Source organism: Pedobacter alluvionis, assembly GCF_003664035.1.
In the GTDB taxonomy this organism is placed as follows: Bacteria; Bacteroidota; Bacteroidia; order Sphingobacteriales; family Sphingobacteriaceae; genus Pedobacter; species Pedobacter alluvionis.
In genome coordinates, this window is record NZ_RCCK01000011.1 from 516600 (window position 1) to 530548 (window position 13949).

Genomic DNA, 13949 nt, shown 5'->3' on the forward strand with positions numbered 1-13949 from the left:
CTAAACAACCATTGTGAGGTATTTCAGATTAAAAGTGCCAGCAAAAACATAACCTTCTAAGATATGTTTCTTAAATTGGCAATCTAATTTTAAAAAATGAGCGATCTTTCTTCAAAATTCATCGAAAAAATAAAATCATCCTATGCCCCTTCGGGGTCGTACATTTATTTAGGCGCCGGAATTTTAGACGGACAAGTTTACAGCGAAGCCGAAGTTAATTTATCACTAAAAATGATGAACAGACACGGTTTAATTGCCGGAGCAACAGGAACCGGAAAAACACGAACCCTGCAATTATTAGCAGAACAGTTATCAGATGCTGGTGTTCCAGTGTTTATGCTGGATGTTAAAGGCGATTTATCAGGCTTAAACCAACCAGGTTCCGTTAACCCGAAAATAGAAGAAAGAGCACAACAACTCAACAAAACTTTTTCGCCAACCGGTTTCCCTGTTGAGATTTACTCACTTTCAGGTAAAATGGGCGCCCAGATGCGTGCAACAGTGCTGGAATTTGGCCCTACGCTATTATCAAAAATTTTAGATTTAAACGACACACAAGCAGGTGTTTTAGCAGTTATCTTCAAATATGCCGATGATAATAAACTACCAATAATCGATTTAAATGATTTAAAAAAACTAGTCTCATATCTTTCAGAAGGTGCTGGTGCTGCCGAAATTAAAAGCAGTTATGGCAGTATTTCTACTGCAACATCAGGTACCATGCTCAGGAAAATAGTTGCCATAGAACAACAAGGATTAGGTGGTATGTTTGGCGAAAAATCGTTTGATATAGAAGATCTTTCCGAACGGGTTGATGGCAAAGGAACCATTAGTCTGTTAAATATCTCTGATGTTCAAAACCAGCCCATATTATACTCTACATTTTTATTAAGCTTATTGGCTGAATTATTTAATACCATGCCCGAAGTTGGCGATTTAGACAAACCAAAGCTGGTATTCTTTTTTGATGAGGCCCATTTATTATTCAAAAATTCTTCTAAAGCATTTTTAGAACAGATAGAAACCATTATCAGGCTCATCCGTTCTAAAGGTGTTGGTGTTTTCTTTTGTACACAGGCACCTACCGATGTTCCGGAAAGTGTTTTAGGTCAGTTGGGCAACCGCGTGCAACATGCTTTGAGGGCTTTTACTCCAAATGATGTAGATGCACTGAAAAAGACAGTGAATACCTACCCGAAATCAGATTTTTATGAGATCGATAAAATATTAACCTCATTGGGTACGGGACAGGCTTTGGTTACCGTTTTAAATGAAAAAGGTATTCCAACTGAGGTTTCGGCAACCATGCTTACCCCACCAAGAGCCGTAATGGGACCGTTAACTTCTGCAGATTTTGATCAGGTGGTTCACGCCAGTCCGATGTACACTAAATATAAAGATGCAATTGATCGGGAAAGTGCTTACGAAATTTTAACCCAGCGCATTAATGAACAAACTGTAGCAGCAGAACAGGAAAATCAGGAAGCTGAGGCTCAAAAACAAGCTGAGAAGGAAAGCAAACCTAAACCGGGTGAAAAGAGCCTTGTTGAGCAGGTAATGGGCGCGACAATAACCCGCCAAATTGGTAAAGAAATTGTTCGCGGCATTTTTGGCATGCTCACCGGAAAGAAAACACGATCAAAAACCGGTGGTGGACTTTTTGGATTCTAAACAAATTATTTAACTTTTAAAACGCTCAAATTATTAATTTCGCGATACGAACCAGAGAGGTTACTCCATTAATCATCAAAAAGTTCGGCACTAACAAAAATTAACAAGTAATAAATGAAACCCACCCTATTAATATTGGCAGCCGGTATGGCAAGCCGTTATGGAAGTATGAAACAGATAGATGGTTTTGGCCCAAATGGCGAAACGATTATCGATTATTCAATATACGATGCAATTAATGCTGGCTTTGGCAAAGTTGTATTTATCATTAAAGAAGAGTTTGTAGATAATTTTAAAGCTATTTTTGAACCTAAACTTGCAGGAAGAATAGAAACAGATTATGTTTTCCAAAATTTCGATCTAAAACAGTTCGGAATAGAAGAAGAAATTTATAGAGAAAAACCCTGGGGTACTGCACACGCAATCCTATCGGGTAGAAACGTAGTTAAAGAACCATTTTGCGTAATTAACGCTGATGATTATTATGGTTTCGATGCCTTTAAAAAAATGGTTGATTTCTTAACCACGGAAGTGACGGATAGCAATTATTCAATTATCGGTTACGAAATTGGCAAAACTTTATCTGAGTTTGGCGCTGTTTCCCGCGGTGTTTGTAAAGTAGATGCAGCCGGCAACCTGGAAGAAATTGTAGAACGCACAAAAGTTTATCCTAAAGACGGTAGTATCTTTTACGAAGAAAATGGCGAAGAATTTCCATTGGCATTTGAAACGCCTGTATCGATGAATTTCTGGGGCTTTACACCAGCAGTATTCAAAATTACAGAAGATCTTTTTAGAGAATTTGCCCAGGCGAACAAAGATAAACCTAAAGCAGAATTTTTTATTCCATTAATCGGCGAAAACCTGGTAAAAAGCAATACAGCAACCTTTAAAGTAGTACCAACCTCAAACAAATGGTTCGGTGTAACTTACAAAGAAGACAAGCCTTATGTTCAGGATAGTATTGACCAATTGGTTAAAAACGGAACATATCCGGAAAAACTATGGAACTAATTTAGAATTCTGAAGTTTTAAAAGCCTAAGGATACGCTAAAGAAAATACAAAAATTACGCAGATAGGTACGGGTTTAATTAACCGTACCTATTTGCTTTCTCCATTAGCAGAAGAAAAAAAATATTCCTCAAAACATCAATAATCAGGTATTTAAATCGCCACAAGCTATTGCAAATAACCTCAGACCAATCGCTTTATCTTGCTTTTACCTATGCTGATTACCTTTTTATGAAATAGGTTTCGACAACTCAGCGAAGAAATGGCCTACCTTTACAACAAACACGGGCGTATGGCTTCCTTTTGTGCCAAATACGTTTTCATTTAATAAGTCTAATAGTAGCGTGGGATGCAAATACGCCAAACAAAAAAGAAGAACATGGGAATCAATAATTTTAAAGTCTGGCTTTTTATTTTCGCTTCGCTCCTTTTTGTCCTTTTTACTTTCATAACATTCATTGCATCTGGATTGGTTGATGAAGGGGCCGATGGAAACAGCTCAACTGTACAAGCAATAGCTAAAGCATATTATATTTTCCGTTTCCCTACACATACTTTGTTTTTTCAATTTATGAATGGTCCTATTTTCTTCTTTGGACTATTGATCAATTGTTTGTTTTATGGTTTTTTCACTGAGCGAATTGTTTTTATATTGAGTAAATTAACTACCAGGTTATGATCATATAAGACATTTAAGGTCATATAAGTACTTTTCCAAACCTTCGCATGTTTTGAAAATCTGCGAGGTTTAAAACACCTGCCATAAACAACAAGTCCTCCTCCATAAACCCGACAGCAGCGAAAATACTTTTTAAAGTATGGCCTTAATACAAAGCAATTGCAACAGATGGAAAAGATGCTTCGTTCTCAGCATGACAGAAGTTTAAAAGATTGTAGCGAATGGCGGGACTGCAGTTCCCGAAAAGTACCGGAACATTCATTTCCAAAATATTTTGAACCATATAAGACATATAAGAACATATAAGCCTTTTTTGAACTCCCGCGAGACATTTAGCCCACAAAAAAAAGCGTTCCGATTTTAAACCGGAACGCTTTCTATATTTAAATCTTCGGACTTTACGGACCTCCGACTTTAAGACTATTTCTTATCGTCTTCTTTTACTTCTTCAAAATCAACGTCGGTAACATTATCGCCACCACCTTGAGGTTGACCATCAGCTTGTGGTTGTTCACCACCTTGAGGCTGACCGCCATCTTTGTACATTTCTTCTGATGCTACGTTCCATGCATTTTGCAATTCAGCTTGTGCTGCATCGATATCTGCAAAGTTACGTGATAAATGCGCTGCTTTTAATTTCTCTAAACCAGCTTCGATTGGCGCTTTTTTATCCGCAGATAATTTATCACCAAACTCTTTTAATTGTTTCTCAGTTGAGAAAATTAAAGCATCGGCTCCGTTGATTTTATCAGCTTCTTCTTTTTGCTTAGCATCATCTGCTGCATTAGCTTCAGCTTCTTCTTTCATTTTTTTGATCTCAGCATCAGTTAAACCTGAAGATGCTTCGATACGGATTTTTTGCTCTTTACCAGTCGCTTTATCTTTAGCACTTACGTGTAAAATACCGTTGGCATCAATATCGAACGATACTTCAACCTGAGGCACACCACGAGGTGCCGGTGGAATACCATCTAAAATGAAACGGCCAATTGTACGGTTCTGGCCAGCCATTGGGCGCTCACCTTGTAAAATATGGATTTCTACTGAAGGCTGGTTATCAGCTGCAGTTGAGAAAGTTTCCGATTTTTTAGTTGGGATAGTTGTGTTAGACTCGATTAATTTAGTCATTACACCACCCATAGTTTCGATACCTAATGATAAAGGAGTAACGTCTAATAACAATACATCTTTCACATCACCAGTTAACACACCACCCTGAATAGCAGCACCAATCGCTACAACCTCATCAGGGTTAACACCTTTACTTGGCTCTTTACCGAAGAAAGCTTTAACCGCTTCCTGGATTGCAGGGATACGGGTTGAACCACCTACCAAAATAATTTCGTCGATATCGCTTGTGCTTAAACCAGCATTTTTCAAAGCAGATTTACAAGGATCGATAGTACGTTTTATCAAACTATCAGCCAATTGCTCAAATTTAGCACGAGATAATGTACGCACTAAGTGTTTAGGGCCGCTGGCATCAGCAGTAATGTATGGTAAGTTAATTTCTGTCGAAGTGGTGCTTGATAACTCAATTTTAGCTTTCTCAGCAGCTTCTTTTAAACGTTGTAAAGCCATTGGATCTTTTGCAAGGTCCATGCTGTTTTCTGATTTAAATTCTTCAGTTAACCAATCGATAATAATGTGGTCAAAGTCATCACCACCTAAGTGTGTATCACCATCAGTAGATTTTACTTCGAAAACACCATCGCCTAATTCCAATACAGAAACGTCATGTGTACCACCACCACAGTCAAACACAACAATTTTCATGTCTTTGTGTGCTTTATCTAAACCATAGGCTAAAGCAGCAGCAGTAGGCTCGTTAATGATACGTTTTACAGTTAAACCTGCAATTTCACCAGCTTCTTTAGTAGCCTGACGTTGTGCATCATTAAAATAAGCTGGTACCGTAATTACGGCTTCTGTAACTTCCTGACCTAAGAAATCTTCAGCAGTTTTTTTCATTTTCTGCAAAATCATTGCAGAAATCTCTTGTGGAGTATATTTTCTGTCGTCGATTTCAACACGTGGTGTATTGTTATCACCTTTAACCACTTTATAAGGTACACGCCCAGCTTCTTTCGCACTTTCGTCGTAGCTGTTACCCATAAAGCGTTTAATCGAATATATCGTTTTTGTTGGGTTGGTTATAGCCTGACGTTTAGCAGGCTCGCCAACTTTACGCTCACCGTTTTCTGCAAAAGCAACAATAGACGGTGTAGTACGTTTACCCTCACTGTTTGCGATAACTACAGGCTCGTTGCCCTCCATTACGCTCACGCAAGAGTTTGTTGTTCCTAAGTCTATTCCAATAATTTTTCCCATTGTATTTTTAATTTCTCTTTTTAAAGTATTATAATTTCTACTGCTATTAAACAATGCTTGTGCCAATTGGTTTTTGGCAGAAAATATAGGTAAAAGACTGTTAAAATGTAAAAAAAGAGGCTATAGTTTACTGACAGCATGACAGAAATAAGCTAAAAGGCTAAAGCTTAAAGACTAAAGCAATTGCAGATTCCTTAAAATGATTTGAAAATAAAAGTCAGCAGTTCTTCGGCAGCACCTGCCCCGCTAACCGCTTAACTTCGTTTCACTCGTGTTCGCTATTATCGGGTTTATTGAACAGCGTTTTTTTGTGCTTCGGTGATAAAAACACAAGCAGAAATAGTAAGTGATCGTCTAAATGCCCTCAAAGTTTTATATATTTAAATTACAATCAATCGGTGCAATCATTTAAATCTTTGTAATCACCTAAAAACCCTTATAATCACCAAAAAAATGCAAATAGCAGCACAAATCGTAATCGGCTTAGTCGCCTTTATCCACATCTACATCCTTTGGTTGGAAATGTTCGCCTGGACCACCAAAGCACCAAAAGTTTTTAAAACCATCCCGAAAGATTTATTCGTACCAACAAAAACATTGGCTGCCAATCAAGGCTTGTACAATGGCTTTTTAGCAGCAGGTTTAATCTGGTCGTTATGTATCGGCGACCCTCAATGGAAACTTTATGTGGCCATATTCTTTTTAACCTGCGTAATTATTGCCGGAATTTATGGCGCCGCAACAGCCAGTAAAAAAATCCTTTATGTGCAATCCATCCCGGCATTAATCGCATTGATTTTATTGCACCTGTAAGTTCCATTCTGTTGGTTGGTGTCACACCAACCAATATGGTAAATTCCTGGCGCCATTAATATTATATGCATAAGCTATCCGCTCTTAGTGATCAACTTAACAATTCGATCGTCACCCTGAACTTGTTTCAGGGTCTTATCGTGAAGGATGCTGAAATAAATTCAGCATGACGGCCGCATTAAAAATCTACAACTCCAGCAACCGTTCCAAATGATGGTAACCAATCCCAAAATACTCCTTGCTTGCTTTAATTCTGAGTAAAATCTCTGCTTTTCGCTCTGCGCTATGCGCCTTGCCCTTTACCCCCACTACAAGCACATTTTTTGGCGTGTGTGCATCAGAGATAAATTCAAAAACCTTTGTTTTATAACCGAAATACTCTAAAATCAAAGCCCTTATTCCATCCGTAACCATTTCGGCCTGACGTTCTAAAAAGATCCCATATTTGGTTAAAAAAGAAACATCGTTTTTCACTTTGCTTTTCTCTATTTCCCTGCGGATCTGTTTATGGCAACATGGTGCAACCACAATCAGTTCAGCATCCGCTTTAATCCCTTTATAAATGGCATCATCGGTTGCTGTATCGCAGGCATGTAATGCAATTAAAAGATTTACATTCTCAGCCTGATAATCTTCAATGGTTCCCTGTACAAAATTCAATTTATCGAAAGCAGATTTAACAGCAACCTGGTTACACAAGTCAACCATATCCTGACGGTACTCTACTCCTGTCACCTCGCTTTCCAGTTTTAAAACCGAATGCAGGTAATCATACAGTGCAAAAGTTAGATAACCTTTACCAGAGCCCATATCAGCCACTTTTTTAATCGTCCCTTCTGGCAGTTCTTTTATTAAAGAACTTAAAATTTCAATATAATGGTTAATCTGCCTGAATTTATCCTGCGCATTTTTAAAAACCTTTCCGTCTGTGCCGGTAATTTTTAATTCAGTTAAATATGATTTCGAATCAGGTTTGATCAACCTGGTTTTTTCTTTGTCATGGTAGGAAGATGGCGCTATTGCACTTGATGCTTTACCTTTCCTCAATACAATTTTTCCATTGTTCAGTTCTTCCAATATCAGGTCATTTTCTGTGGTAAACAGCGTAGCTATTTTAAATCCATTCTCCAGATAACCCACAATTAAATCGATTGCCTCATCAATGGCATAGTTTTTCACCACATCGCGTGTTTTATAACGATAGGTAAAAGCCAGTTTATCTTCGCGTTTGATCACCACCTTACGGATCAGCAATTGTTTTAAGGCTTCCTCTGCTCCTTTGTAGTTCCCCAAAGAAACTTTTACAAATGTTGTTACATTCAGGCTTTCTTTTAAAGCTGTGATAAATTGTTCTATATATTCCGACACTGGCATTTATAAATTTAAAATACAAAGATAATCAAGTTTATCTGGAGCGGCATATACCTATGATAATGTAACAATAGAGCGACCATATAAAAATACGGAAGAGTTAAAATGTAATATGGACAGCCATTTTCAAGCAGAAAAATCGTTGGTATTGATTTAAATAAATGAATGACATAATACGATTTAGAAATACAAAAAGGCACCATTATCTATATTGATTCCAAAGTAGCACAACGCTTTTTTTTCAGAAAATTAAATTCTAGATTAGGATATTTAAATAGCTAATCACAATACATGAGTGACTTTCAGATAAAAAAATCGCCTACTGTTTATGATGCCATTGTTGTTGGCTCAGGAGCCGGTGGCGGGATGGCAGCCTATGTTCTGGCGCATGCTGGTCAAAAGGTTTTATTACTTGAAGCTGGTCAAAATTTCGATCCACGTTTAGATTCACATCAATTAAAATGGCCATGGGAGTCGCCACGCCGTGGGGCAGGTACTGTTCGTCCATTCGGAGATTTTGATGCTTCTTACGGGGGATGGGAATTAGAAGGCGAGCCTTATACACAGAAAAACAAAAGTGAATTCGAATGGTTCCGTTCGCGCATGCTCGGTGGCCGTACCAATCACTGGGGAAGGATTTCTTTGCGGATGGGTCCTGACGATTTTAAACCTAAAGATGGTTTAACCGATGCCTGGCCAATAACCTATGCCGATGTAAAACCATTTTATGATAAAGTTGACCGCATGATCGGTATTTACGGAACAGCTGAAGGTTTAGAAAATGAACCTGATGGCATCTTTATGAAACCACCAAAACCCAGGTTAAACGAGCTTTTCATCAAAAAAGGAGCAGAAAAAGCCGGGGTAAAAGTAATTACCGGTCGCGGGTCTGTATTAACAGAAGCTTTGCAGAATAACAATGATCGCGCACCTTGTTTTTACTGTGGCCAATGTGGCAGAAGCTGTAAGGTTTATGGCGATTTTTCATCCTCATCATGTTTGGTAAACCCTGCAGTAAAAACAGGAAACCTGACTGTAATTACCGACGCAATGGTGCGAGAAGTGATTACGGACAAAGATGGTACGGCTAAAGGTGTTTCTTATGTAAACCGTAAAGATTTGCAAGAATACCAGGTAAATGGAAAACTGGTTATTTTAGGCGCCAGTGCCTGCGAATCAGCACGTATTTTATTGAATTCAAAATCAACTTCACATCCAAATGGCCTGGCAAACAGCAGTGGAGTGGTTGGGAAATACCTGCACGATTCCACAGGCGCAAGTGTTTCAGGATTCCTGCCACAATTGATGGACAGGAAACGTTATAATGAAGATGGTGTAGGCAGTGTACACATTTATTCGCCATGGTGGTTAGACAACAGAAAATTGAATTTCCCACGTGGTTACCATATCGAATATTGGGGCGGAATGGGCATGCCTGCTTACGGTTTTGGTGGTGGTGTGGCTCAAATGAACGGAATGGTGCCTGGCAGAGATGGTAAAATGAAAGAAGCCGGAGGTTATGGAAAATCATTAAAAGATGATTACCGCCGGTTTTATGGCACTGGTGTTGGCATGGCTGGCCGTGGTACCGCAATTGCCAGAGAAAGTAACTATTGCGAAATCGACCCGAACACAGTAGATAAATACGGTATCCCGGTTTTAAGATTTAACTACAAATGGGACAAAGATGAAATTCTACAGGCTAAACACATGCAGGAAACCTTTCTTTCGATTATGAAGGAAATGGGTGCTGTGGTTACTTCTGAAATTCAAGGCGCAGATACCAATTATGGTTTACTCAACCCTGGAAAAATCATCCATGAAGTGGGTACCATCCGCATGGGTGATGATCCTAAAAAATCGGCGCTAAATAAATACTGCCAGGCACACGACTGTAAAAATCTATTTGTGGTAGATGCAGGGCCATTTGTGCAACAGGGTGACAAAAATGCCACCTGGACGATTTTAGCCCTTTCGATGCGCACTGCAGAATATATTTTAGCCCAAAAGAAAAAACAAAACATTTAAGAATTACCATATGAACAGACGTGATTCACTAAAAGCATTAGGTTTAACAGCAATAAGCACAAGCGTGCTGCTTGATGCCTGTAAACAGCCCGAAACAAAAACCGAAGTTGCCGCACCAGAAGAAAGCGCAAAAGAAGCAGGAAGGGAGCAATGGGAATTAGACCGCGATAAAAATCTGAAATCAGAAACCTTTTTCACTAAACATGAAATGGCTACGATTACGGTTTTGGCCGATATCATTATTCCTAAAGATGATGTTTCGGGCAGTGCATCCGATGCCAAAGTGCCAGAGTTTATCGAATTTATAGTAAAAGATATTACTGAACATAAAGTACCGATGCGGGGCGGCCTGAAATGGCTCGATTTGTATAGCTTTAATAAATTCCAAAAACCCTTTGTTGAAGCTTCGGGAGATCAGCAGATCTCGATTGTAGATGAAATTGCCTACCCTAAAAAAGCCAGGCCAGAAATGCAGGCAGGGGTAACTTTTTTCAATAGAATGAGAAATTTAACGGCATCAGGTTTTTACACTACAGAAATAGGCGTAAAAGACATTGGTTATGTGGGTAATGCGCCAAACCAATGGGCCGGAGTTCCTGCTGATGTACTGAAGCAGTATGGAATGGAAAATGTGAAGGTATAATTGTATGCGAAAAATTCGTCATTGCGAGAAGGCTTTTTCAGCCGACGAAGCAATCTTAAAGCGCTAGCTAGTAGCGATCGTTGTAAGATTGCTTCGTCGTTCCTCCTCGCAATGACGACCAATGCAAAATGACATGGCTCGTGAAGACACGAACCACAGCACATTGAAAATATAATCTTATACCAAAGAAGTCAAGTTTTAAAAACTTGACTTCTTTTATTTATTGCAATAAAGACTCAACATTGTCCTCGTTACAAATGTGTATCTCAATAGTCCCCGTTGCAAACGGGGGACTATAGCTTCTCTCTATTCCACTATCAAAATCAAACCTTTTCCCCTTTCAACCAGAATCGATTTCCCATCAGCATAATTCCCCGCCTTTTGAAACTGATCAATTGCCGGAGCAGTAATTTTAGCTTTCGCCCCATCTAAACCCAGTTTAACCCAATCAATCGCCAAGTTAATCTTTACATCGCTCTCTGCCCAGCTGGCTAAAGCAATCATTATTTTACCTTTTTGCTTATAAACTGTTGCCAATACCTTAGGATTATCTGTTTTAACCGGACAGTTTTCACTACAATAACCGATCATTTCAGATCCTTTAATACCGAAATTATCCCAGGCTTTCCACAGCGGTTTTGGATCACTTTTGTCAGACCAGCCCAAACGGCTTGTCATGCCATAAATCATACCACGCCAGGGGTTTCCATCATCCTGCAACATCTCTCCCATTAAACCGAATGGAATACCGCTTACTTCGGTTAAAAAGAAATCAGGATTGTTTTTCTGGTAATCAAAATATTCGCCAAACCATAAACGGTTCAGGTAAGGAAAATGCTCCAGATATAAAATGGTGCTATTGTTAAAACCATCGCTTTTATTGTATTGATTTGCTGAATGCAGATCGATAATGCCCGGATGGTTATTCTGTGTCAGTACACGTTTAATCCGCTTCATGGTTACGCGATCGAAGGCCACATCGTCTAAATACACGCCATCTATGCCCACATTATTTACCAGCCAATTCATTCCTTCTACATAATAGTTATGCCAACGGTTCATTCCACTGTTAATTACAGCAGCATCTTTAATTTCAGGCACAAACCAGGCAGCAATATAGTTCGAATCTAAATGTTCCTGTAACCAGCTAAAACCACCGCCCTTGCCAGGCGAATAGACTTCAGTACCCAGACTTCTTAAAGCAGGCCATTCATAAGCATGATTGGATAATTCCCTAACAGTGTTGTAAATCTTCACCTTTAAGCCTTTTGAATGTGCGTTATCAATATAACCTTTCATCTTTTTCCATTCGATAAATGGATAGTTGATCCAGGGATTAATTGGTGTAGCATGGTGAATATTCACTACTGTTGCTCCTGTCAATTTAATAGAATCTAAATCGCCATATTTATGATAAAAGCGGTTATCCCATTGAAAATCGGTGTTAAGTAAATGGAAAGGAGTAATCAGTAAATTGAAATTATAATAAAGCACGTCCCCCTTTTTCATGCTTCTGGCACCTGTAAAGTTATCGGCCAGCATCGAACTTCCTTTTACATTGATCTGGATCCCTCCTTTATCTCCATTACCCCACGATTTAGGTAATAATAAAGGCTTCTGAAGGTAGAAATTGGTATTCAAAGGGCGAACATAGTTCTCATCTCTTAAATTGTAATATAGGCCTGCATTTACATTGCCAATCCAAACGGCATCCTGGTTTTTATTGGCTACATCCCATTTCCATTTTACGGTATCCGGTCTAACACCACCTTTCTCTCCTAAGCCCATTAAATATTTAGTAGACCCTTTATCAAAAGGGATGTGAAAATCAACATTACTGAATTCTACATCTTTTAAAGCGGTAACCTTAACTACATAATGTACATAACCATCAAACTCTAAAGCACCTTCTAAATCCATTTTCAGGTTTTCAGAAGTATTAGTCGCCGACCATTTTACTGTTCCAGCTTCTTTACTGGTAATCTGGAAATTGCCTGGTACAAATTTCTCTTGCGTTTTTGGCGTATTAAAGAAGTGAAAGTGAATCGGTTCTGCCAGGATATTATTTGGTTTTTCGCTATAAGCGGTCATTTCAGCATTAAAGAAAGTCTGGATCTGTTTAGGAAAACCATCTGCATTGATTTCAAATTTCCTTCCCAAAAGAGAAATTACATTACCTTCAACAGTTAATGGCGTATAAGGAGCCACTACGGTATTGGCCTGTGCCAAAGTAGAATTTAACCATGTTAAACGGGTCTGTTTATTTGGCGTTCCTACACCAGCATCAGCTAACACTTCGTTACCAACAGTAATTCTGGCATCAATTTCTTTAGCTTTTCCATTGGCTTTAACCGTAAATTTACCGGCATAAACACCTGCATCCGTATTTTTAGGGATATTAATTGTGATCCACATTGGTTGTATCTTACCAGACGTTACATTTACCATTTCAACCAAGGCTTTGTTATCATAACTGGTACCATTGGTATTTAAACAGTTGATGTATTTCGAAGAGATTACTTTTCCGGTGGAGGTTTTTAGATCCCCAAAGCTTACTGTTAGGTTATTTAGATCCTTCAAAGCAAATACACCCAGTTGTAAAGCATAATTTTCGCCTTTACTTGCTGAACCTGTAAAAGTATTTGCAGCACCCTTTTGTATCCAACGATAAGGTAAATCGTTCTGCATTTTAATTGGAAACATTCTGTCTTCGGGAAAAACGACAAAAGCTTCCGAAGCATACTTGGCTTTTATAGCCGATGTTTCTTTGGCTGTAGCAATTACTTCCATTGGATAAAAAGAGTTGAAAGCATCAATAGATTGGATCTCTATCACAGCGATATTTACTTTAACCCGTTTTGCCCTATATAACCAGTTCTGATCAATCTGTTTAGGTTTTATGTAAACACCTTTTGGATAATTGCTTCTCCCATCATTTTTATGAGCGAGGTAATACACATAATATTTTCCAGCGCCAGAAGTTTCGAAATAAACATTAGCACTTTCTCTGGTTAACTTATCCGAACCCACAACCGAAACAGTTTTCCCATTGGCATCCAGAATGATGATCCCTTTTAATTCCGGATGTTCATCCCTCCTACGCCAATCAATTTTTGCATGCGCGATTTTACCTGTACCTGCAAATTGAACAACAACTCTATGGTTACCTAACGAATCTGGGTTCCATGCATTGTTGCCATTGGTATATTTTAGTGTTTGCGCGCAAAGAGATAGTTGTCCGAAAAGAGAGAGTAATAGAAAAAGCCTGAATTTCATTTCAAATTTGTTTTAGCTAATTTATGTATAGCAGACTGAAATAAAGCTATGTAGTAAAAAAATGAGACAAAAGTTTGCTTTGTTGGTTCATTAGTCATTGGTCAATGGTTCATTAGGTGAGAGCA

General features: G+C 38.6%; 8 protein-coding genes. 5 read left to right on the top strand and 3 right to left on the bottom strand.

The window, feature by feature from the left end; all coding sequences use genetic code 11:
• Positions 1-96 precede the first annotated feature (96 nt).
• Both BCL90_RS09915 and BCL90_RS09920 read left to right on the top strand, forming a co-directional pair.
• Positions 97-1671, top strand: a complete 1575-nt coding sequence (locus tag BCL90_RS09915; protein ID WP_121283850.1) for a helicase HerA-like domain-containing protein — start codon at positions 97-99, stop codon at positions 1669-1671.
• Between the two features lie 114 nt (positions 1672-1785).
• The gene (locus BCL90_RS09920) at positions 1786-2685 is read left to right on the top strand and encodes a nucleotidyltransferase family protein (RefSeq protein WP_121283851.1); all 900 of its coding nucleotides are present in this window, start codon (positions 1786-1788) and stop codon (positions 2683-2685) included.
• 1097 nt (positions 2686-3782) lie between these two features.
• On the opposite strand, the gene dnaK is transcribed toward BCL90_RS09920, so the two are convergent.
• Positions 3783-5693, bottom strand: a complete 1911-nt coding sequence (gene dnaK / locus BCL90_RS09930) for a molecular chaperone DnaK (protein WP_121284589.1) — start codon at positions 5691-5693, stop codon at positions 3783-3785.
• Between the two features lie 453 nt (positions 5694-6146).
• On the opposite strand from dnaK, the gene BCL90_RS09935 reads away from it, so the two are divergent.
• Positions 6147-6506, top strand: coding sequence for a DUF1304 domain-containing protein (locus BCL90_RS09935; RefSeq protein WP_121283853.1), 360 nt, complete (start codon positions 6147-6149; stop codon positions 6504-6506).
• Between the two features lie 186 nt (positions 6507-6692).
• Here BCL90_RS09935 and BCL90_RS09940 read toward each other — a convergent pair whose 3' ends face one another.
• A complete protein-coding gene (locus tag BCL90_RS09940; protein ID WP_121283854.1) occupies positions 6693-7880 on the bottom strand; it encodes a class I SAM-dependent methyltransferase in 1188 nt (395 codons plus the stop codon).
• Positions 7881-8168: 288 nt separating this feature from the next.
• Here BCL90_RS09940 and BCL90_RS09945 point away from each other — a divergent pair, with 288 nt between their 5' ends.
• Positions 8169-9905, top strand: a complete 1737-nt coding sequence (locus BCL90_RS09945; protein ID WP_121283855.1) for a GMC family oxidoreductase — start codon at positions 8169-8171, stop codon at positions 9903-9905.
• 10 nt (positions 9906-9915) lie between these two features.
• On the top strand, positions 9916-10548 hold the full coding sequence (locus BCL90_RS09950) for a gluconate 2-dehydrogenase subunit 3 family protein (RefSeq protein WP_121283856.1): 633 nt from the start codon (positions 9916-9918) through the stop codon (positions 10546-10548).
• Positions 10549-10854: 306 nt separating this feature from the next.
• Here the strand turns inward: BCL90_RS09950 and BCL90_RS09955 are convergent, their stop codons facing one another.
• On the bottom strand, positions 10855-13824 hold the full coding sequence (locus tag BCL90_RS09955) for a glycoside hydrolase domain-containing protein (protein ID WP_121283857.1): 2970 nt from the start codon (positions 13822-13824) through the stop codon (positions 10855-10857).
• Positions 13825-13949 lie beyond the last annotated feature (125 nt).

What these genes read in the sequence shown, in the direction of transcription:
- BCL90_RS09915 (WP_121283850.1), top strand. Translation starts at nt 97, where the DNA reads ATGAGCGATCTTTCTTCAAAATTCATCGAAAAAATAAAATCATCCTAT.
- BCL90_RS09920 (WP_121283851.1), top strand. Translation starts at nt 1,786, where the DNA reads ATGAAACCCACCCTATTAATATTGGCAGCCGGTATGGCAAGCCGTTAT.
- dnaK (WP_121284589.1), bottom strand. Translation starts at nt 5,693, where the DNA reads ATGGGAAAAATTATTGGAATAGACTTAGGAACAACAAACTCTTGCGTG.
- BCL90_RS09935 (WP_121283853.1), top strand. Translation starts at nt 6,147, where the DNA reads ATGCAAATAGCAGCACAAATCGTAATCGGCTTAGTCGCCTTTATCCAC.
- BCL90_RS09940 (WP_121283854.1), bottom strand. Translation starts at nt 7,880, where the DNA reads ATGCCAGTGTCGGAATATATAGAACAATTTATCACAGCTTTAAAAGAA.
- BCL90_RS09945 (WP_121283855.1), top strand. Translation starts at nt 8,169, where the DNA reads ATGAGTGACTTTCAGATAAAAAAATCGCCTACTGTTTATGATGCCATT.
- BCL90_RS09950 (WP_121283856.1), top strand. Translation starts at nt 9,916, where the DNA reads ATGAACAGACGTGATTCACTAAAAGCATTAGGTTTAACAGCAATAAGC.
- BCL90_RS09955 (WP_121283857.1), bottom strand. Translation starts at nt 13,824, where the DNA reads ATGAAATTCAGGCTTTTTCTATTACTCTCTCTTTTCGGACAACTATCT.